The 18,669-nt window shown below is 52.4% G+C and carries 23 protein-coding genes; 4 read left to right on the top strand and 19 right to left on the bottom strand.

Translation table 11 applies throughout. The features are described 5' to 3' along the window. The 5 genes from MKX74_RS19635 to MKX74_RS19655 are packed head-to-tail and all read right to left on the bottom strand — an operon-like array spanning position 1 to position 2,915. Positions 1 to 942, bottom strand: coding sequence for an alpha/beta fold hydrolase (locus tag MKX74_RS19635; protein ID WP_341179540.1), 942 nt, complete (start codon positions 940 to 942; stop codon positions 1 to 3). Positions 943 to 997: 55 nt separating this feature from the next. Further along, positions 998 to 1,807 (bottom strand): alpha/beta hydrolase, encoded by an 810-nt coding sequence (locus MKX74_RS19640; protein WP_341179541.1) that lies wholly within the window; start codon positions 1,805 to 1,807, stop codon positions 998 to 1,000. Continuing rightward, the gene (locus tag MKX74_RS19645) at positions 1,776 to 2,222 is read right to left on the bottom strand and encodes a hypothetical protein (RefSeq protein WP_018884953.1); all 447 of its coding nucleotides are present in this window, start codon (positions 2,220 to 2,222) and stop codon (positions 1,776 to 1,778) included. The genes MKX74_RS19640 and MKX74_RS19645 overlap by 32 nt, the downstream gene beginning before the upstream one ends. After that, a complete protein-coding gene (locus MKX74_RS19650) occupies positions 2,219 to 2,704 on the bottom strand; it encodes a FabA-like domain protein (protein ID WP_341179542.1) in 486 nt (161 codons plus the stop codon). The genes MKX74_RS19645 and MKX74_RS19650 overlap by 4 nt, the downstream gene beginning before the upstream one ends. Further along, positions 2,676 to 2,915, bottom strand: a complete 240-nt coding sequence (locus tag MKX74_RS19655; RefSeq protein ID WP_018884955.1) for an acyl carrier protein — start codon at positions 2,913 to 2,915, stop codon at positions 2,676 to 2,678. The genes MKX74_RS19650 and MKX74_RS19655 overlap by 29 nt, the downstream gene beginning before the upstream one ends. 210 nt (positions 2,916 to 3,125) lie before the next feature. On the opposite strand from MKX74_RS19655, the gene MKX74_RS19660 reads away from it, so the two are divergent. Next, positions 3,126 to 4,013 (top strand): PDZ domain-containing protein, encoded by an 888-nt coding sequence (locus tag MKX74_RS19660; protein WP_341179543.1) that lies wholly within the window; start codon positions 3,126 to 3,128, stop codon positions 4,011 to 4,013. Positions 4,014 to 4,060: 47 nt separating this feature from the next. On the opposite strand, the gene MKX74_RS19665 is transcribed toward MKX74_RS19660, so the two are convergent. The 12 genes from MKX74_RS19665 to MKX74_RS19720 form a co-directional block, all read right to left on the bottom strand. Further along, positions 4,061 to 4,966: an SRPBCC domain-containing protein gene (locus MKX74_RS19665; protein ID WP_341179544.1), complete on the bottom strand. Its 906-nt coding sequence runs from the start codon at positions 4,964 to 4,966 to the stop codon at positions 4,061 to 4,063. Continuing rightward, on the bottom strand, positions 4,963 to 6,141 hold the full coding sequence (locus tag MKX74_RS19670; protein ID WP_341179545.1) for an NAD(P)/FAD-dependent oxidoreductase: 1,179 nt from the start codon (positions 6,139 to 6,141) through the stop codon (positions 4,963 to 4,965). Before MKX74_RS19670 ends, MKX74_RS19665 begins: the two co-directional genes overlap by 4 nt. Before the next feature lie 99 nt (positions 6,142 to 6,240). Next, the gene (locus tag MKX74_RS19675) at positions 6,241 to 6,762 is read right to left on the bottom strand and encodes a hypothetical protein (RefSeq protein ID WP_018884959.1); all 522 of its coding nucleotides are present in this window, start codon (positions 6,760 to 6,762) and stop codon (positions 6,241 to 6,243) included. A gap of 124 nt (positions 6,763 to 6,886) precedes the next feature. Next, positions 6,887 to 7,135: a phosphopantetheine-binding protein gene (locus MKX74_RS19680; RefSeq protein ID WP_133569502.1), complete on the bottom strand. Its 249-nt coding sequence runs from the start codon at positions 7,133 to 7,135 to the stop codon at positions 6,887 to 6,889. After that, positions 7,128 to 8,231 (bottom strand): hypothetical protein, encoded by a 1,104-nt coding sequence (locus MKX74_RS19685; RefSeq protein WP_341179546.1) that lies wholly within the window; start codon positions 8,229 to 8,231, stop codon positions 7,128 to 7,130. The genes MKX74_RS19680 and MKX74_RS19685 overlap by 8 nt, the downstream gene beginning before the upstream one ends. Next, positions 8,228 to 8,635, bottom strand: a complete 408-nt coding sequence (gene acpS, locus MKX74_RS19690; RefSeq protein ID WP_341179547.1) for a holo-ACP synthase — start codon at positions 8,633 to 8,635, stop codon at positions 8,228 to 8,230. The genes MKX74_RS19685 and acpS overlap by 4 nt, the downstream gene beginning before the upstream one ends. Continuing rightward, on the bottom strand, positions 8,626 to 9,447 hold the full coding sequence (locus MKX74_RS19695; RefSeq protein WP_341179548.1) for a phytanoyl-CoA dioxygenase family protein: 822 nt from the start codon (positions 9,445 to 9,447) through the stop codon (positions 8,626 to 8,628). Before MKX74_RS19695 ends, acpS begins: the two co-directional genes overlap by 10 nt. A gap of 1 nt (position 9,448) precedes the next feature. Further along, positions 9,449 to 10,237: a helix-turn-helix domain-containing protein gene (locus tag MKX74_RS19700; protein ID WP_341179549.1), complete on the bottom strand. Its 789-nt coding sequence runs from the start codon at positions 10,235 to 10,237 to the stop codon at positions 9,449 to 9,451. 20 nt (positions 10,238 to 10,257) lie between these two features. Next, positions 10,258 to 11,331 (bottom strand): hypothetical protein, encoded by a 1,074-nt coding sequence (locus tag MKX74_RS19705; protein WP_341179550.1) that lies wholly within the window; start codon positions 11,329 to 11,331, stop codon positions 10,258 to 10,260. Between the two features lie 114 nt (positions 11,332 to 11,445). After that, on the bottom strand, positions 11,446 to 12,414 hold the full coding sequence (locus MKX74_RS19710) for a 3-oxoacyl-[acyl-carrier-protein] synthase III C-terminal domain-containing protein (RefSeq protein ID WP_341179551.1): 969 nt from the start codon (positions 12,412 to 12,414) through the stop codon (positions 11,446 to 11,448). Positions 12,415 to 12,416: 2 nt separating this feature from the next. Continuing rightward, positions 12,417 to 12,785 (bottom strand): hypothetical protein, encoded by a 369-nt coding sequence (locus MKX74_RS19715; protein WP_341179552.1) that lies wholly within the window; start codon positions 12,783 to 12,785, stop codon positions 12,417 to 12,419. Next, on the bottom strand, positions 12,745 to 14,385 hold the full coding sequence (locus MKX74_RS19720) for a class I adenylate-forming enzyme family protein (protein ID WP_341179553.1): 1,641 nt from the start codon (positions 14,383 to 14,385) through the stop codon (positions 12,745 to 12,747). The genes MKX74_RS19715 and MKX74_RS19720 overlap by 41 nt, the downstream gene beginning before the upstream one ends. Positions 14,386 to 14,679: 294 nt before the next feature. Between MKX74_RS19720 and MKX74_RS19725 the strand changes: the two genes are divergently transcribed. The 3 genes from MKX74_RS19725 to MKX74_RS19735 are packed head-to-tail and all read left to right on the top strand — an operon-like array spanning position 14,680 to position 17,238. After that, positions 14,680 to 15,606: a 3-oxoacyl-[acyl-carrier-protein] synthase III C-terminal domain-containing protein gene (locus MKX74_RS19725; RefSeq protein ID WP_341179554.1), complete on the top strand. Its 927-nt coding sequence runs from the start codon at positions 14,680 to 14,682 to the stop codon at positions 15,604 to 15,606. Between the two features lie 40 nt (positions 15,607 to 15,646). Further along, entirely contained in the window at positions 15,647 to 16,708 is a 1,062-nt protein-coding gene (locus tag MKX74_RS19730) for a hypothetical protein (RefSeq protein ID WP_341179555.1), read from the top strand. Beyond that, positions 16,705 to 17,238, top strand: coding sequence for a chorismate--pyruvate lyase family protein (locus MKX74_RS19735; RefSeq protein WP_341179556.1), 534 nt, complete (start codon positions 16,705 to 16,707; stop codon positions 17,236 to 17,238). Before MKX74_RS19730 ends, MKX74_RS19735 begins: the two co-directional genes overlap by 4 nt. 134 nt (positions 17,239 to 17,372) lie before the next feature. On the opposite strand, the gene MKX74_RS19740 is transcribed toward MKX74_RS19735, so the two are convergent. Together MKX74_RS19740 and MKX74_RS19745 are read right to left on the bottom strand one after the other, a co-directional pair. Next, positions 17,373 to 18,386, bottom strand: a complete 1,014-nt coding sequence (locus MKX74_RS19740) for an NAD-dependent epimerase/dehydratase family protein (RefSeq protein WP_341179557.1) — start codon at positions 18,384 to 18,386, stop codon at positions 17,373 to 17,375. Between the two features lie 15 nt (positions 18,387 to 18,401). Then, a complete protein-coding gene (locus tag MKX74_RS19745; protein ID WP_018884973.1) occupies positions 18,402 to 18,650 on the bottom strand; it encodes an acyl carrier protein in 249 nt (82 codons plus the stop codon). Positions 18,651 to 18,669 lie beyond the last annotated feature (19 nt).

The following is an 18,669-nucleotide window of genomic DNA, read 5'->3' on the forward strand; positions in this document are numbered from 1 at the left end:
TCAAGGTTGGATATGAAGCTGGCTACAGCGGCATCGGTTGCATAGCCGATAGCAGGGATCGGGCTCCTTCATGCCTTCAATAGCCATCTTACGTACCAGCTGTTCAATGATCGCTAACACCTGGTCCATGGCCGCAGGGTGCTGGTAATAGTAACGAACCCCCTGCAGCTCATGCAGCACAGCTCCTGGCAACGCACTGACTGCCCCCACAGCCTGTGTATCCTGCTCTCCGCAGATGACATGCAGCGGTTCATTAGCCTCATGCTGCTGCCACAGTTCAGGCTGAATGGCATCAAGCTCCTGCAGCATGTCCCAGCCCAGACGCTGACCATGCAGGTACAACAGATGGGCACCGAGCGCAGACACATACTCCACCTGATCCATTCGAAAATCACTGAGCGTGTAGTAGTCATAGCCGGGGACGAGCTGCTGGGAATCAAGATTCCCTTCCTTCTTCAACTGCCGGAGCACATTGCTCTCGAACAAGCTGGATGACTGTGGAAGTGCTGCAATCGGTGGCGACAGCAGTATGACTCGACACTTAGTCCTCGTCTGCCTATGCCACGCTTTAGCAGTCCTCATAGCCACTACGGCGCCAAGGGCATGTCCGACCAAGATGATTGGCACCTGTGATCCCGCCCCTGCTGCCTGTGTAGGGACCATTTCTTGTAGCACCTGAAGTGCATCCTCCGTCATGGTGGAGATGCTCGTGTCACCTAGCTCGCCTGCACTATCCCCATGTCCACGATAATCGAACTGTACGATGCGGTACCCCTGGCCCGTCAGCTTCTTACGAAGCCCCGAGAACATGTAATTTTTCTCGCTCATCGCCTGCCCCAAGCCCGGCAGCGTCATGACTAACGCCCGTGTAGAACGAGAATCGGGCTCCTGAATCAGTCCGGCAAGCTCCAGCTTCTGCCCAAAACGAACCTGTCTCCACATGTACATCACCTCCTTAGAAGCTGAGCTTCGTCTTGTTCTTGTCCACTGGTATACTTCAGACCACAACACCGAGCTTTTGCATCAGCCAATCACTTGTCAGCCTCATCAACTGCTGCTCCAGCACCACGGAGGTGAACAGATGCCCTCCCTCTCGTACAGCATGGACGACGTGCCGCGCATCACCGCTATAGATCGGTACAGACCCCAAGTCAGTGCGCTGCATCTGCTCGAACTCCTCCTGAATCAGCGGGTCCTCCTCACCATAGATGAGGATGGATTCCCCAGCATACTTGCGGATCTCCGCCTCTGCATCATAGGTCGCTAGATCCCTGTAAAAATCCATCGAAATCCACAGCCCGGCCCAGGGCATTACCAGGACATCGCTGGCTTCAGGGTGACGAACAAAGCGCGGGTGTCGTCCATTGGGATAATTCCCGCCAAATTCATGAAATAGGGGACTCCAGAGCACAATATGCTGGACCGAGGTCTGGTTCGCAGCCAGCAAAGCGATCTTCGCTCCGTCACTGAAGCCCAGAAAGGCTAATCGTGTACTGTCGATCTCCGGGTGTTCTGCCATATAGCTATAGGCCTGCGAGACGTTCGAGAGCTTGCTCGATGTCGTCATCTGATAATAATGCCCGTCGCTCAGTCCCAGACCGATATAGTCAAAGCGCAGCATGGCTATTCCCAGCTCCGACAATCGACGTGCCAGCTTCACAGCCAGTCGATGCACCTCATAGCGCTCCCCGTTTTTACCAGGGCAGTAGATGACTGCTGGATATGGCCCTTCTCCTTGTGGGGGCAAATGAAGAATTCCTGCCATGCGTCCGCCCTTATCCTCCAGCTCCACATATAGCTCCTTCATTCCACGTTCCTCCTCCCTCGGCCGCCACTAGTTCTGCCTGAATCACCTTCACGCCGGATACGTCACCAATCCCCCGCAGCACAATCCTGTCCTGCATGCGATGTGCCACGCTAACGGTATATGTGACCGTATCTCCAGGCATTACGCGATTCAGGAAGCGAGCCTTAAGCACACTCCAATCCCGCAAGGTTGAAAGCCCTTGCCCCTCACTCAGCAGCAGCTCTGCCGACTGACACAATCCCTCCACCATGAGCATGCCTGGATAAATACTGTAGGCGGGAAAATGTCCCTGCAAATAAAAATCGCTGCTGCTAATATGCTTGCGGGTAACAATGCGAGCAGGCGGTTGTAACTGATCAATACCGTCCACCATGACCCATGGCTTGCGATAGGACAGCTGAGCTTCAGCGTTCAAGCTATCACCCCTTTTTCCTCACGACCCGAGATCGCGACATACAGTGTTGCGCAAATAGCTCGTTCACCGTTCGCCCAGACTTCACCGTGCAATGCTGCTTGGGAGCGTCCCAGGCGAATAGGCGTGACCTTGTAGCTAATCACTGCATTCCAGTCCACTCGACCATCAATACTGGCCTCTACCTTGCCCAGCAATGGAATTTCATGCGGCTGTAACGGATCCGTCTCCAATTGGACAAAGATGACTGCTGTCTGCGCCAGCCCCTCAATCAATACGGAAGCTGGGGGATGCTGTTGATCTCCGAGCACCTCACGGAGCGGCTCTGGATAGAAGCTCGCTTTCAATTCCTTGCCTGCCGCATAATCTGTTACGTGATCCACAAATCGGAACGGCGGCTGGTGGGGGAGCATGTTCACGAGGGCGGATCTTTCACGAATCTCGATCATCTTGGAATCATGCATGCCGCCCAACCTCAGCAGCAAGTGTAGCCACAGTGGTCATGGCATCCACATCCAACAGGGAATCAGGCACCTCCATGCCAAACTCCTCTTCAAGCAGCACGACCAGCTCCATATAGCGAAGAGAATCGAACCCCAGATCATATAACCGATGCTCCAACGTAATGTCCTCGGGCGGCAGAACGCCACAGCCCTCGCTGCTCAGCAGCCGAATTATCCTTTGCCCTGCTTCCATTTTTGCCTCTCACCTGCTTTCTGGACCTTCCTGGTCACTCTGCTGCAACATTGCGTTGCTTCAATAGTTCGTAATGTCGAATCAGTTCACATTATAGAAGCTGACCCTATTCACCGACTCGGCTTCCCATGTCTGAACTCAAATCCCAAAGCCGAGTGATCAATGAAGCCCAGCACCCATAATGGATACAAAAGGAGTGTGAGGATAAGGATGAGCACAAAACTTCATCACAATGATGAATCCATCCTGACAGTTACGATGCATATCGAAGCCCCAGCTGAGGCGGTGTGGTGGTATCTGGCAACCCCCACCGGCATGAACACCTATCTGACAGATGAGGTACAGGCTTCATCTGATTTCATTGATGTGGGTGATGACATACGTATTGTGATTGGAGATATGGTCAATGATGCGGTATGTCTGGACAATGAGACTTACCGACTATTCCGGCAGAAGGATCGATTCCGTTCTCTGCTTGCGGATGATTCCTTCATTGAATATGAGACCGTGACCGCCTTCCGATTGGAGGAAAAAGAGGGGATTACAACGGTGACTACAGAAATTCAGGGTGCCTGGCAACAAAACGAGCTGATGAGGTGGATTCGGGACTGCAGCGTGTTCGGCTGGAGACAATCCCTGTTCAATCTTAAGCTGATGCTGGAACTGGGCCTTGACCTGCGCTACAGCATTTTCGGATATCCTCGGCTTGGGATTTGCAATTACACAGCGGAGCCTGAGCAGCTAGAGGCACAGTCCCTTCCTGTTGGCATGGGTGGGAATTACATTATGGAGGTCTTTCCTGGAAGCCCAGCCGAACAAGCAGGCCTGCAGACGGGTGACATTATTGTAGCCATTGACGGCCAAGCGGTGTCAACGTATGGTGAGCTTGTACGTGCGCTCGGGAAATATGGAGCTGCTCAAGAGGTCTCAACGAAGTCTCCTGTACAGATCGATTATTACAGGGATGGCAAGCGTGGCTCCACCAAGGCTACTCTCTCTCTGGACAAGCTGCTTACAGGGCTGGTAGAGCCTACGGAGGAGACAGTTCAGCAAGTGACGGAAGGTAAACGGATATCGAACAGACCAGCGGCCCCTTAAGCACGGAGCTTAGGGGACCGAAGCTGAGCCGGTCCATTCTCACCCAGTCATGGATGAGAGGGATCGGCTTTGTGCCTTTTCCATAATGCGCCTGAGCCAGACCTCTGTTGGGCCAACGCTTCCCTTTTACGACGAATTTCTTCCCAGGAGGTCTCCTCGATATCCACCAGCCCCGTAAAGGTGTCATCCAGCGACAGGCGCACAGGAGTCTGATGTACAGCTCCATCACGGATGTATTCAATACTTGGCTCTGCCTGACGTCCATAGTACGTAGATATGGTTCTTACAAATGCAGGATAGTCCGGTGTAGCCACGCCATCAATCGCTGTAACTACATCACCGGTGCGCAGACCTGCCTGATCCATCGGACTATTCGGAAAAACAGTCAGCAGATAATTCCCTGCCTCCGGGGCAACTCCCGTCTCTTGTGACAGCTCCTCTGTCACCGTACAGTTCGCTACTCCCACCCGAGGATAGCTGAACATTTCGACCCGCAAATCCAACCCCAACTCCAGCACAGACTTGAGATTCATCAGCGAACGTCGCCATCCCATCTCCAGGCACTCACGAAGCCACTGGCCCGCAGTGCTGTCAGTAAATCCGCGCACCTCCAGTACAAGCTTCACGAAGGGTCCCTCCTGCACCAGCGTATAGGAGGTGGATACCTCATAGCGTACCGTTTCACCGTCCGGGTCCATGGATTCGTAGGTATCTGCGAATACAATATGATGGGGTGCCTCGCAGTGGATAACCTCCGTATCATTCATGATGTCTCCATAATTCAACTGATAGCGGTCACCCAGCTTAGGGGCCCCGTCCTCGCCAGTCGTGCTGCTGTAATAGGTCAGGTACGTATTTGAGCCAGAAGGAGTGGCCACAGACCACCACACCCGCTCCAATGGAGCTTCCAGATAAATGATGTTAATACTCCGATCTGATGCACATGGAATCATGATGATCTCTCCTCTGTTAAGATGTTGTATACGTCTTTTCCCCGTGTGGCAAGCTCACGCACAAGTCCTGGAAAGGTGCACAGCATATCCATAGAATCCAACTGCTCCTGTGCGACGGACTTCTCGGTGCGTGCCAGAGTCTTGAGGCAAGCGTGATACTGAGGGACAATGCGCTCGTCCCTGCGCGATTCATAGTCAGTCATGGCCTCCAGCCACGTCTTCTCCCCCTGAAAGTAGAGATGCAGCTCTTCAGCCAGCATTTCGGCCGTACAGACAGCATTATCAATACCAATTCCAGATATCGGGTGAAGGTGAGCTCCTGCATCCCCCACCAATGCCCATCCCGGTCCATAAGCCTGACGGACATAGCTAGGCAGTTGCGCTGCTCCTCGAACCTGAGCTGACAATGCTGCTTCCTTCAGCCGGGGAACCAGTGTGCGGATTGAGCCCAGCCTCTTCATGAATCGCTCACTCAGACTGCCTTCGCCGGAGCGAAATATGGCATCATGCGTCATCAGAGCAATACAGTGTCTACCCTCATCCATAGGGCTGCACAGAATAATGTCACGTCCGCTCCAGTACCATTCAACAGCTGGGATCGGAAGCGGAGCCACACCCGACAGATAGCCATAATACACACCCGGGTGGTGTTCATCAGATAGGAAGCGAGTGAGTGGCTTCAGTGCGGAGGCTAATGTCGATTGCCTTCCATCGGCACCGATTACGACCCGACCATGGACAACCTCGCGACGCCCTGCATCATTCTCAACGTTCACCCCAGTCACGGCTCCAGCCTTATCCATAACAGGGCCGATGACTTTAGTTCGCGGACGAAAGGTAACCAGCGGATGGCTCACAGCCTCATCCAGCAGCCACCGATCGAGCAGCTCTCTACGGATACATAATGAGCGCGGGGTGACCAGAATGTCTGATTCCAATATTCTTCCTTCCAGATCCACACGCATCCGAGTCATGGGAGGGATACCGCTGTCATCCATACGCCCCGAAATCCCAAGCCTCTCATAGATATCAATCTCACCTATGATATGAGAGGAGAGGACGGGACCAGGCTCAGTATATTTATCCAGTAGGAGCACCCGATGTCCTTTACGGGCCAATAACAAGGCTACTGCGGCTCCAGCTACCCGTGCTCCGACAATAATTGCTTCGTACATAGCTTCCTCCTTCCAGCCTCTGGCTTGACCAGCAGCACAGGGCAGATTGCAGACGAAAGGGCCATCGAAGATGGCCCTCCTTGCTGAAGAGATACGGAATCAGTTGGACTGAAGGCATCCGTAGATGGTGCCGACTTGGTTGTCCTGCTCATCATACAGCGGAATTACGCTCTCAGAGTAGAATGTGGCATCTTTTGGAGGCAAGCCCTTCAGAACTCCGATCATGTGGATTGGCTTCTTGTTGTGGAACTTGCCTTCTGGTGTCTCAAGCACCCAGTACAGGAAGGACTCTCCTTGAACACCATCAGCCATGGTGCGGTTGAAAGGAATCGTTGCGCTGGCCTTCATAGTCTCGCCTTGTCCTTCAAGTCCGCCCGTTACGCTGATTGTTGCTCCCGGCCAGATCGTCTTGGATGTAGCAACCAGGTTCACGTTTTTAATCTCAAGCTCTACCTTGATGCCTGATTTCAGACTGAACTCCGAATCATTCACTGTGAATTGTGTCGGAGCAGCTTGTTGGAAATGTAGCTCCTCTGTACGGCCATCCAGCAGCTCCAGGTATGTTTTGCTGTTGGAATTTTCAAGCGTCATGTTCATGGATTTTGTAGACATCAGCTTCATGGGTTCTTACCTCCAAGGTTTAGTTTTTCTGGTGTGTCTCCCGGGGACATCCTTATCATCGCATGAATCACGCTCGATCACTCTGCTTTGACTGGAGCAAAAATCTGGTTTTGTTGGGGTGGCCTCAGGACAGCTCTACGTAGCCTCGCAGCAACCGGCAGATGGACTCCACCGTTCGAAAGTTATTAAGCAATATCAGTTCATCATCCAGCTCAATATCAAAGACTTCCTCTAGTGAAGCCACCACCCGTATGAATGTTAGCGAATTAATCCCGATCTGAAATAAATCGGTCGTCTCTTCAATCTCCACCGTTGCGGACAAATTCTCTGCTACACACTCAATAACCTGGGCTCGCAGCATCTCTTCATTCATCTTGATCCCCTCCGTTTCTCGTAGATTGCATACGTACCAGGTGCTCCATTAGCAGTGGGACTGCTCGCTTCTCTTGTTCATACAAGGTACGGAACAATCCAGCCAGCTGCTCATATCTGGATGAATCCGGCTGCCGCTGGACCTTCAGGGATTCCGCCCTGATCTCCTTCATGACTCGTCTGGCTTGTGTATAATAACGCTTGGCATGCTGCAGCAGCGGGCTGTCCGCCAGCTGTTCCATGGCTTCGATCCGCAGCAGCATCCAGCGCTTATGCTGGGTCATCTTGTGAATCATAATATTCCAGAAGTCATTCTCACGCGGATCAACTCTACCTCCGTCTGCAAGACTGCTGAAGAACATAGAGAGATACAAGTTGACATAATAACCGCTGGCGTACGCATCTGGAGCAAGAGCAGCGGCCTGAATTCTGCCTCGATCCAATGCAAAATAAATAGCGCGTGTATCGAGCCGCTGCACACCCGTTGCGCGAGCGGCTGGCCAGACCCAAAAGCTTGACAAAGGAAACCCATAGTGCGTGAACCAGAGCTGAGATTCTGAATGCTCGCGGATTACCCCCTCCAGTTCCTGCTCACAGATAGCATAGCTGATACGGACAGGTGCGTAGGAGCGGCCATCTACCTCGAAGGCCAGTACATCGAAGACCTGGGCTGTATCGTCGTACCCGTAGATCAAGGCATCATGAACTAGTGCTCTTCCCTGCCGGTAGTAGCTGGAGCAGGGTACCCGAGACCAATCCAGGTAAATAATGACGTACTGTCCTTCATCAATAGCCTTACGAATCGCCGTGATGTGGGTCTCTCGGTCCGTATGGATAGCACCTGCACGGGAAGCATGCCCCCCAGCAAGCCTATGCTCATCAAGCACACCGCTGTATACCTCCAGATGCTCCTCGAACCGTACCATCGGCATTTGCCCCTCTGGCCTACCTCTGACGATGAGATTCACGAAATGGCTCAATCCCCAAGATCGCCATGCTTGTTCAGCCAGTACCGCACTCAGCCGTAAATTGTGATAGCATTCACTCTCGAAGCCCGGATTCGCATTCACGGGTAGTTGCTTCACTTGGCCGCTCATGAACGTGCACTTCCCAGATTCTGCTGTGCTACAGCGATGACTTGGGCTGCTGCATATTCCCCGGAGTGCGATAGTGAAGTCCATAGCCCCACTCCGTGCTGCTCAAGCTCACAAGCCGCATCCCCGTACAATTGGATATAAGGTCTTCCTGAGCTCTCATGGCGAAGCTCGACATCATGAAACTGGTATTTTCGGGTGATTATCTCACCAGCAGCCTTGAAGAACGCCTCCTTCACTGCCCAGCGTGCTGCAAAATGCTGGACAGGTGCGGCGTGGCGACGGCAATATTCGATCTCATGCGCCGTGAACACCTTGGCAAGGAAGTGCTCGCCACCTCGCTCCATCGTCTTCTCCAGCTCCCGGATGCTCTGGATATCCATACCGATGCCACAGATTATTTCCATGGCGGACTTCCTCCAATTCCGCTCCATTCGGTTCCCTTGAGCGTATCGTTCTTCAGCTTCGGCGCTGTATTGAGGCGACGACGAACACGCTCACCTTGACGGTTCATCAGCGTATTGTGGTTAATATTGACGCTTCTGGCGCTTACCCCGGTGAAATGCGTTACATGCGCATGACGAAACCGACTCTTCTCACGATTCTCACCTGATCCATGTACCAGATTCCCATGAAAGGCCACCGCATCACCAGGAAAAAGCTCAAGCTGAAGCTTCTCGTAGCCTTGGGGAAGCTCCAGCTTCTCCCCATATTCTGATAAGCTCGATTCGGCAAGCTCCGGCTTCAGCAAGCCTAGCTTGTGTGAGCCAGGTACGACATAGACACCTCCATTTGCCTCGTTGCTGTGCCCCAGCGATACCCAGATCGAGCAGGTCGTGCCGGGTGCTGCACCTACACTGTAATTATCCTGATGCATGGGGAGTCCACGAGTGCCAGGAGCCTTGAAATAATAGCTGCTAGAGATCGCTAGTGCTTCCTCAGCCAGCAACGTAGATGCAATATCGAATATAGCATCGCTCAGTAGCAGCTCTGCAATATCTGATCTCGTCAGATGATTGTCACGTAGACGGGGAAACAGACTTTCGACGGGATTGCCGGCATCCTGCACGATCTCTCCACTGCGCAGCAGATCAATCCACACCTGATGAAAGCTGTGATTGACCCGCTTCACCTGCTCTTGCGAAAGCACGCCACGCAGTACCGTATACCCCCAATCCTCATAAAACGATTTTTGCTTCGGTGTTACTTGATCGCTCATGTTATACCGTCCTCCATCCCAATTGATATGATGCATGCATTGCACCGCCAGCAGCGCTTGCTTTTGCTCTGCTCTGACCTTTAAGACATCTCATCTGCAGCTGCAGCAGGACGTCATGACTCCTGACGTCAGGAAGTGGCAGGAGCAGATAGCCCGCCCCACGGCAATGCAGCAGTGACCCATTCGGCGCGACAGGAGTCTGCAATTTACGTCGCAGCCTGTACACATATTGGCGGAGCAGATCTGGACTGGCATATTCGTCCCACAGTCCATGGACAAGCTCCTCGGTGGTTACGAACCGCCCACGCCTTTCCAACAGGAAATGCAGTAGGGCGCGCTCTCTTTCAGGTAAAGGGTGTAACACGCCATAATTATTGATGCTGCACAAATCCTGGTCATAGAACACCCCCTCCAGCAGCAGAATCGTTCTATTGCGCGTAGCATCAGAAGCATCTTCTGTTTGCCTCTCATAACTAATCAAGTCAACTTCGGTGTACACCACAACTTGCGGACCCAATGCCGCCAGCTCTTGGCTAATGTACTGATCTACATCCTCCGTGATGCACCACACGGTTAGCTCCGGATGATTCAGACATAGGTATCGGGCAGCCTCATACTCTTGATCATCAGGCTGTTCCACAAGCCAGAACAGTCGACTTAGTCCGAGTTCTTCTGTGCTCTGAGAGACAAATTCCCTCATGGACTCTGTATGAAGCACGGAATGTCCCTGCTCGTTCGCCCACTCGTACAGCTGTGCATAGTGATGAACCGAGCATACAAAAGCAAGCATCTGTCATACCTCCTTGACCTTTATTCACAGCTCAATTCAAGCATCGCGGCACCGAAGTCAAGCGAAGCAAAAATGAGCCGTATTCGATCTCCAGCTCTCAGTGCGCCGCTCTGCTCCAGTTCATACAGCGATACCAGAGGATCGGAGCATTGTAAATTCAGCTGCGGGTGCATATTTCTGCGGTATACATGAATCGTCGTAGCTCCATACAGCGAAGAGCATCTTGATTCACTATTCAAATCGCCCTTTATTTCGCTCTCCAGCCACAGGAGCAGGGAATCCGAAATATGATGAAATAGTATCCAGCAGACCCGCCCTTTACTGACAAAATCCCCTTCATCATGGCAGTCAGCCTGTCCCTGACTCAGAGGGCTGGTAGCTAGCCGTAACATACAGCGACCCGTCTCAGCAGCAACATGGTCGTAATCTGCAGATGACCAATGATGGGGAGCAGCTGTCGCCATTGATCCCAAGTCATAGCTCACTTGGTAGAGTCGATAACGATCAGGCCCCCCCGAGAGTATACAAGCCGCCCCCATACCGCCATATGGATACAGGGTTGGAGCGTGTATAGAGCGTAGCGAGTCCCAGGCGGCATCGGCTGCCAGCAAAATGCTCCGTCGACTTTTGCCCGTATGCAGCAAGGAGATTAATAGCTCGATCGCCCCGACGGTAGCTATACTACCTTGCTGACCAAGAGCAAGCGGAAAGCAATGCTTCAACCCAGACCCATGAAGCATATGCAGGACAGGCAACTCCCCAGGGTCTATAGCTGAACTTTGATGTGCATAGCATAGGTAATCCGGCTGGGGATGCACACCTGTATTCGAAGTATGCAGCGCTGCCAGCAGTTGAGTACCTATCCGGACCGTTGAGCTGGGCGATGTACTAGAACCAGGAAATACACTTGAATCCTTTGATTGGCTATATCTAAATCCGTCTGAAGCAGGCACTGCCGGAGACGGTATTTGTTCGCTATGCAACAGTGCGCAGATATAGCCATCAGGAGCAGAAGCCTGCTGCGATAGAACAGCCTGCTCCGAGACCGTAATCTCCTCCTGCTGTATTGTGGGGGATGACAGATAGATGTTCATGGCTTCTCCTTTCTGAAGGGCTCATATATGCTCCAAGCCTGTCACACACCGTATGGCGATCAGAACCATGCCTTATCGGACCTGTAAGAGCTTGTCCGATACATGGACATGGCCTTATCCGGTTCGGCTGCCACTGTACTGATGAATGGAGCAGCCCAGACTTCCCAGACCCACCGAGACGGTAAGATAATAGTCGCCCTCCCGCAGTCTTCCAGCCTGAATCGCATGCTGGATGTTGAACCAGATATCCGAGCAATGGAGATGTCCGAACTGGGCGATCGTGTCGGTATACCACAGTTCCTCTTCTTCCCCCATCATGCTGGCCAGGTGGCGCCAGGTGGATCGATTGACATTGTTGCCAATAATCATCCGCAGCTCCCGAATACTCATCCCTGCACTTCGCAAGGTATCCCGAATGAGCTGCCGGATGCGGAACAGATACGTCGTCTCCTCCCAGGCAAGTTCATGGACAGGCGAACGATAGCCCGCATATATGGATGGATTGACGCGGCAGTTGATCGCCAATAGCTCATGCTCTCCCGGAGAGTTACTTAGGTAGGCTGCTGCTGCTGCATCGCCGAGTAAGGAATGTGGAAGCTGCCGTAGAGACGGATGGTAAGCCTTATCCGCAGTAATCATCATGATTCCATCTGCTGCTCCACTAGATAACAGGGCTTCTGCTGTCATTAAGCCCACGTGTACCGAAGCACAATTGTGCTGTGAGAGCGAATGAATCGGAACCCCTACAGCCCCCTGAATTCGTACCTCCCGCAGTGGGTGCTCGTCCTGCCAATACGAATCGAGTGTACGGACCAACAAGATCCTATCCACTCTTCGACCAGTAGCCATGGCCCAGCGCAATAAAGGAGTGCATACCTTTGAGATCATGTCTGTCAGGCGCATCCCCTCTGCTTCCAGAGGAACTTTCTTGAAGCCGTATTCATCTTGGAGTCTTCTCTCGCGCTCTACCGAGAACTCCATTCCTATTTCCCGGGCAGTGGCCGCTAGCTCAGTCACTGATGCAGTGAACTCAGGAAGGTATAGCTGAATGGCCATAGCCGTCATCCGCTGTTTCTTCAGCATGTTCAGCACCCATGGCATGCTGAAGTATGAATGTAATCCACAAGTCGTTCTAATGTACGAGAATCATCTCCCCAGATTTTGTCTGGATCGAGCTCGACCTTCCATTCATTTTCCAACGTGATCATGAAGCTGATAAAAGCGACAGAGGACATGTCCAGCTCCTGTGATATATCCTGTGAATTTTCCTGTGACAGCTCCTGCGAATCCCCATTCGTAACGCGAGAGCTCTCAGCTTCATTGATACTGCGGAATTCGACAGTCAGGTTCTGCTGTCCAAAGTGTCCTTGGTCTGCATCGTTCTGTTCCCTCTCTAGCAATGCCCTATGCACGCTACGCCTGATGTCCTCCTTGTCTCGCGTTTCCAGGCTCATGCCTGCTTTCCTCCTCTCGACCTGTCTCATTGACATCCTCGCTTGCATAAGCCGTCTTCCAACCCGGGAGACGATCCGTGATTCGAATGTCATGTGGCACCTTATAGGGGGCAACTTTCCCTTTCAGGTATTTGCGCACATCTGCTTGGGTTAACATCGCAGACGTCACGAGCCAGGCCCTGATAATCTCACCCTGGAGCTTGTCAGGAGCGCCGGTCACCTTCACGCTGACTACGCCTTCCATTTGCTGCAAGGCATGCTCGATCTCCAGCGGATTAATTTTGCGACCCGCAACATTGATGTGCTTGCTGCGCCGACCTGTAATCATCAGTTCCTGACCGATTAGCGAGGCGTAATCCTCTGTTATATAGTAGTCATCCATCATTACTGGAGGTACAAGCTTTGCCCCATACTCGATATACCCAGCGAAAATTCCCTCTCCGCATACCTCAAGTCTTCCTTCCGCAGATACACGGGCTTTGACTCCCGGAAGTAGCATGCCGCAGGCTTGTGGACGCCCTCGTGTTAACAAATGCTCTGCCGCCACCGCTCCAGTCTCGGTGCTCCCGTATAGTCGCAGTACCCGCTGTCCGAATTTACTCTCAAATTGCTCCGCTTCAGCAGCCGACAGCGGTCCTCCGGCGGAAATGCCGAATTGCAGCGAAGCAAGCGCTTGCCGATCAAGCTGCTGTGCTGCGATTAGCAGCCTATAGAACGAAGGAACGCCGAGAAGAATGGTGCGCCCACCATTCTGGAGCTGGGCTGCTGCCCTTCGCGGTGTCGGCTGTCTGCACACACTCAAGGTTATGCCTCCAATCAGTGCCGCGAACAAGCCACCACTCAAGCCGTATAAATGATTTAAGGGAACTGTTGCCACAATGGTGTCGACCTGATCATAGCCGAACCAGCTATTGTACTTCTCCCCCTCTTGAATGATCGTCTTGAGGTTCAGACAAGCTACCTTGGGAAAGCCTGTCGTACCCGAACTGAGAAGATACAATCGTTCACTCTCATGTATTGAGCCAGCAGCTTCAACAACTGCCCCCGACAACTCGCCCCGGTCATTAATAGCACAAGAGCGCGCGCTGAATGATGAATCTGTACAAGCTTCCAGCGGGATTGACCGATAAGGTTGGAGGAACACCAGTTCTTGATTGTGATTGTGGTCGAGCTTGTGTCTTCCCTCGTGCTGGTAGTCAACTTTCTCCCCAGACGAATACGTCCATATCTGCCCACAGTCCATTGCCGAAGCCTTCAATGACTCGTGAAAAGAACTCACCCATAACGCTGGAACTACCCACCTCGATACCCCACTGGTCTCTGCCACACGCTCCACTTCCTCAGGCGTCTGCATGGCATCTACTAGCAGCACCGATCGTTGGTCCTCCAGCAGCTTAAGTAGTAGCAGAATGGATTCCAGTGATTGATCCATGACAAGCCCTACATTAGGACAGTTCCTTTCCCCAGCTTCAAGCATGGAAGGGAAGGTAGCCTCCTTCAAAAAAGCAAGCAGCTCGCCATAAGTCACACTTCGGTCCCCATCTGTAATCACGGTCCGGTGAGGCAAGCAATCTCGCAGAAGATTGGCAATGCGGCCCATCGTAATCCTCCTTTCACGCATGGTGTGCATTCATTATAGTTATCAGTTAACTATGGCATCTCGGCTTTTGTTGGAAGTGGTCGAATCCTAATGATTGACGACGGGATTAACGAAGTATGCACGTCTGATTCATGTACTTGGGTTATGGGGTTCGTTATGTTAAGAAATGAGCTGATCAGAGGACCGTACTTTGCCTTTGCCCAGATCAAATAAATGTTGGGTCGTTAAATCATTCAACTCAGCTCATATTCGGTCGAGGTGATTAATGATAGAAATAGAGAGGAGAGCACGGCTATGCCTGGCCTAGATTATGTATCGAGCTATATTCCGGCATGGCGTCCTAGTCTGAGCAGACATGCTACAGAGCTAGGAGTGGATACGCAGAGGCTAGCAGAGCTGCCGGATGGCCACGGACTTGATTGCATTGCTGTCGAACAGACGCTGCGAGTACATGACATGGCAGCAACCGCCGCTGATAGGCTGTTGCAGTCTGTTAGCGAGGATGAGCATCGAATCGGGCTGCTGCTATGCACCTCTACCTTCCCAGCCTTTACACCGGATCACTACGACGCCTTTGGACAGTTACAGACCAGATGGGGATTGGAGCATGTTCCGGTCCGCTTTGTTTCACAGATGAATTGCGCCTCCATAGACCTGCTTCTTCGCATCGCGGCGAACGCTTGCCGTCATCTTCATAGATCCGTACTATTGCTGGCTGCGGATAAAATGATTCTTCCTCATAGTCGCTATCTGCGAAACAGCACAATATCTGCGGATGCGGCTGCCGCCGGTCTGATAACCTACCCAGGACGCAGGAACAAGATCATAGCCTCTGTTCTTCGCTCAGATGCCACCCTGTATCACAGCATGCTGGCACCGGAGCATGAGTATGAATGGTTCCAGAACACCTTCATTCTCGGACTGGTGAAGGTGCTACATACAGCACTGGCAGAAGCAAACATTGCACCACACGAGCTGTCTCTTGTAATCCCGTCCAATATAAACTGTGTTGTCTGGGAGCAAGTGGCCCTCGCTAGTGGGTTACCTGCGAGCATGTTCTTCTACCCCACCCTGCCGTTGGTTGGACATGCCCACAATGCTGATCCGCTGTTGAATATTGAGGTCGCCCAGCAACAACAACGGCTGAGGCCAGGGGATTGGTTCGCGACTCTGACGGTAGGGATGGGCAGCACATTCGGCTGTACGATCTTTCGCCACTAGAGAAGTGTAAGTGTGCACTGAACCGAAAGGAGACGAATCCATGTCAGGATGGTACCTATCGTCACCAACTTGTATCACGTCCACGCTCGAAGCATCAGATATCGAGGCCCTTGGCTATGCCAGAGGTTATGAATGGATGATGCAGCACTATTTGCCCATGATGTGGCAGGAATACAACCAAGAGGTAACTGAACGAAGGGGTGCTGCTCTTGATTGCTCTATTTCAAAACGATCCGTTGGTACAGACAGCTGCTTAGCATCCACAGCTCAAGCAACGAATCTGGACGTACCTGCATTCGCTTTGGCTGCTACTGCAATTAACGAACTGCTGAGAAGAAACAATAGCGTCCGGATGCCCCTTCAGCATCTCATCTATTGCCCGGAGACGGCTGAGCCAGACTATCAGCTGACACCCGCCCTGTACTTCAAGAAGACACTGGGGCTAAAAGGGCTATTGCCATTCGCCCTCTCTCATTGCGGCTCAAGTACACTGTCAGGGACGCTGGAGCTGTTGGATTGGCTGGCTGATCCAGGGGGGGACAAGCGAGCAGGACCTGTGCTTTTTGTGACCGCTGCCAAAGAAACCCGCTCCTTTCCTGTGACTAAATCATCATCTTTCCCTTTGGGCGATGCCGCTGCGGCATGCATCCTGTCTCCCGTAAGCGGGGAATGGAGGATTATTCGCAGTCGCCATTACAGTCGTCCGCTATCTTCACCTGATCCTTATAGCTGGTCTGAAGCTGAGCATAGCCAGCAGCAAGAGCTTCTACTGGAGCAATGCAAATCGGAGCTAACAGCATTCCTGCTTGAATGTTCCCAGGAACACGCATCCTGTGATCATTCCTTGAGCTATGCCATCGTTCAGCATCTGAATACTGATTTTCTGGACTCCCTAAGTCAACTGCTTCCATGTCCAATCTACACCCGGCAGCGTGAGTCGGCTCACAATCTGCACGGTTCGGATAGCCTAATCAGTCTGCAGGAGCTAAGCGAGAACAACCCATGCACATCCGGTACCCGAATACTGATACTTCAAGCAGGCCCCTTTTCTCACCTGGGATTCATCCTGCTGGAGCGAACAGAGGAGTTGATGAGGAAATGACACGATTAGAGCCTTGCCCGAGAACGAATCTGGAGGCTTGCCTACGGATGCTACTGCGCAGTGACGGCTCCACAACCACACTGCTTGAAGCTCTGCTGAATACCGAGCTAGGAGTTCAAGTACTACAGCAATCGTCTGTCCCTGCCCACCAGCTGAGCGAGCACATTCGACAGCTTCTGAAGCTTGCTGAACCAGGCGAGCTGCTGAACCGCATCTCCCGCTTGGCTACACCGGAAGGAAGCTGGGTATCGCATAATCATGTCGTTGCGCGCTTGGATCGTATCCAGACGCTGCTGGGGCAGCTCCATGGTCGGAATATTCCGATTGGGCGGGCTCTTACTGGCAGCGGCAGTCTCACCTACCGGCAGCAGCTGGGATGGGGGGTGCGGATATGGGGGGAGAATGACGAACACAGTCATGCTCTCTTCAAGCATTACGTAATCCATACGAACGAAGGGCCTGCCATGTATATTCATGAGACCTTTCATCCTGCTTACGTACCAGTTCCAGCCAGTATGATGAATCCTTGAGGGCAGCAGATCTACATCAAAGGCAACAGCATCATCTGCCAGAGGTAACCCCAAAAACTCCTAAGCAGCTATTACAGAGCTTAGGAGTTTCTTGTCGCGCATATTACTGTAGTTCCATTAGATACATATAAGAGCTATTGGTTAAGCCGGTGCCACTCAGCAAGCAGTTCCTTCTCCTTAGCCGGATCAAGTACGACACCATCCTGTAGCTCAGCGCCTGAGAGATCTGCCCAGTGCAGTGCACTGCTTAAGGTATCCTCCAGCGATCTGAAGCTAAGTCCGGCAGCCATCGCCCGACGATTATCCACCTCCATGTAATGCCTGAATGCAGCAAAATCTCCCTGCTGCGGGAACCATAGAGGCATCTCACTCCATGCCCCTATATTCCGCTCATACAGGAATTCATCCGCAACCCAGGTGAGATCGGGATGCACCCCGGTAACTCGCATACATGCATCAATTATCTCATCCATCTTCCACGGTCGCTCAGGTCCTACAGCGTTGTACACTCCGCCTCTCCGCTGCTCAGCCATTCGAATGACCCAATCGGCCAGATCCCTTACATCTATGAATTGCTGTCTGGCAGCAGGTGAGCCTGGAGCTAGTACCTGTCCCCCCTGTCGAACCCGCATAGGCCAATACACGAATCGACGTGTAGGGTCCTGCGGCCCCACGATCAGACCAGCTCGAACATGCAATGCCCGCTCTCCCATGATTCGACTGATCGCCGATTCACTGGCCGCCTTCAAGGCTCCATAATACTTGCGGACATTCTCGGAATCCTGCTCTGGAAGAGGGGTCACCGGGGCATCCTCTCCAGTATGAAGCTGTGTAAAGTCACGATATACAGAAATACTGGAGATAAAGGTATAGTGCTCCGTACTTTCTGCCAGCTGCTCCGCCGAGCTCTGAACCTGACGAGGCAAATAACCGCACGTATCAAGGACTGCATCCCATTTTCTACCGTGTAGCCGTCCCAGGTCATGCTCCCGATCCCCTTGAATGTGCTCTACTTCCTTCCAGACATTCGGATTGCTTTGTCCACGATTGAACAACGTAACTTCATGACCAGCCTCCAGCGCAGAGCGTACCAGATGGTAGCCTACGAAGACTGTTCCCCCCAATATCAATAGCTTCATTCGCTTCATCTCCGTTCTGCCAGATCAGGCATCCGCCTGCAATTGCTCAATGTAGGTACTCAGACTGCCTACTGTAGCGAGATGCTCTGGGGACAGCTCCTCCATATCAAAAGCAACATGGCATACCCGCTCCAGATCAAGCAGCAGCGTAATGACAGCGACCGAATCAATGCCCAGTGTCTCAAAAAGTCGATCTGTATCCTGAATATCGGAGGGCTGGATATCCAGCTTCGTTCCCAGCAGTTCTTTTACCTGTTCCATCACTATAGCCATAACAAAATCTCCCCTTCCG

This window comes from Paenibacillus sp. FSL K6-1230, from assembly GCF_038002385.1.
Taxonomy (GTDB): Bacteria; Bacillota; Bacilli; order Paenibacillales; family Paenibacillaceae; genus Paenibacillus; species Paenibacillus massiliensis.

Coding starts and splice junctions, on each gene's coding strand:
- MKX74_RS19655 (WP_018884955.1), bottom strand. CDS start 2,915: ATGGAAGCAGGGCAAAGGATAATTCGGCTGCTGAGCAGCGAGGGCTGT.
- MKX74_RS19700 (WP_341179549.1), bottom strand. CDS start 10,237: ATGCTTGCTTTTGTATGCTCGGTTCATCACTATGCACAGCTGTACGAG.
- MKX74_RS19715 (WP_341179552.1), bottom strand. CDS start 12,785: ATGAGCCTGGAAACGCGAGACAAGGAGGACATCAGGCGTAGCGTGCAT.
- MKX74_RS19730 (WP_341179555.1), top strand. CDS start 15,647: ATGTCAGGATGGTACCTATCGTCACCAACTTGTATCACGTCCACGCTC.
- MKX74_RS19720 (WP_341179553.1), bottom strand. CDS start 14,385: ATGGGCCGCATTGCCAATCTTCTGCGAGATTGCTTGCCTCACCGGACC.
- MKX74_RS19685 (WP_341179546.1), bottom strand. CDS start 8,231: ATGAGCGGCCAAGTGAAGCAACTACCCGTGAATGCGAATCCGGGCTTC.
- acpS (WP_341179547.1), bottom strand. CDS start 8,635: ATGGAAATAATCTGTGGCATCGGTATGGATATCCAGAGCATCCGGGAG.
- MKX74_RS19735 (WP_341179556.1), top strand. CDS start 16,705: ATGACACGATTAGAGCCTTGCCCGAGAACGAATCTGGAGGCTTGCCTA.
- MKX74_RS19725 (WP_341179554.1), top strand. CDS start 14,680: ATGCCTGGCCTAGATTATGTATCGAGCTATATTCCGGCATGGCGTCCT.
- MKX74_RS19680 (WP_133569502.1), bottom strand. CDS start 7,135: ATGAATGAAGAGATGCTGCGAGCCCAGGTTATTGAGTGTGTAGCAGAG.
- MKX74_RS19740 (WP_341179557.1), bottom strand. CDS start 18,386: ATGAAGCGAATGAAGCTATTGATATTGGGGGGAACAGTCTTCGTAGGC.
- MKX74_RS19660 (WP_341179543.1), top strand. CDS start 3,126: ATGAGCACAAAACTTCATCACAATGATGAATCCATCCTGACAGTTACG.
- MKX74_RS19665 (WP_341179544.1), bottom strand. CDS start 4,966: ATGATTCCATGTGCATCAGATCGGAGTATTAACATCATTTATCTGGAA.
- MKX74_RS19705 (WP_341179550.1), bottom strand. CDS start 11,331: ATGAACATCTATCTGTCATCCCCCACAATACAGCAGGAGGAGATTACG.
- MKX74_RS19635 (WP_341179540.1), bottom strand. CDS start 942: ATGTGGAGACAGGTTCGTTTTGGGCAGAAGCTGGAGCTTGCCGGACTG.
- MKX74_RS19670 (WP_341179545.1), bottom strand. CDS start 6,141: ATGTACGAAGCAATTATTGTCGGAGCACGGGTAGCTGGAGCCGCAGTA.
- MKX74_RS19675 (WP_018884959.1), bottom strand. CDS start 6,762: ATGAAGCTGATGTCTACAAAATCCATGAACATGACGCTTGAAAATTCC.
- MKX74_RS19640 (WP_341179541.1), bottom strand. CDS start 1,807: ATGAAGGAGCTATATGTGGAGCTGGAGGATAAGGGCGGACGCATGGCA.
- MKX74_RS19745 (WP_018884973.1), bottom strand. CDS start 18,650: ATGGCTATAGTGATGGAACAGGTAAAAGAACTGCTGGGAACGAAGCTG.
- MKX74_RS19710 (WP_341179551.1), bottom strand. CDS start 12,414: ATGCTGAAGAAACAGCGGATGACGGCTATGGCCATTCAGCTATACCTT.
- MKX74_RS19695 (WP_341179548.1), bottom strand. CDS start 9,447: ATGAGCGATCAAGTAACACCGAAGCAAAAATCGTTTTATGAGGATTGG.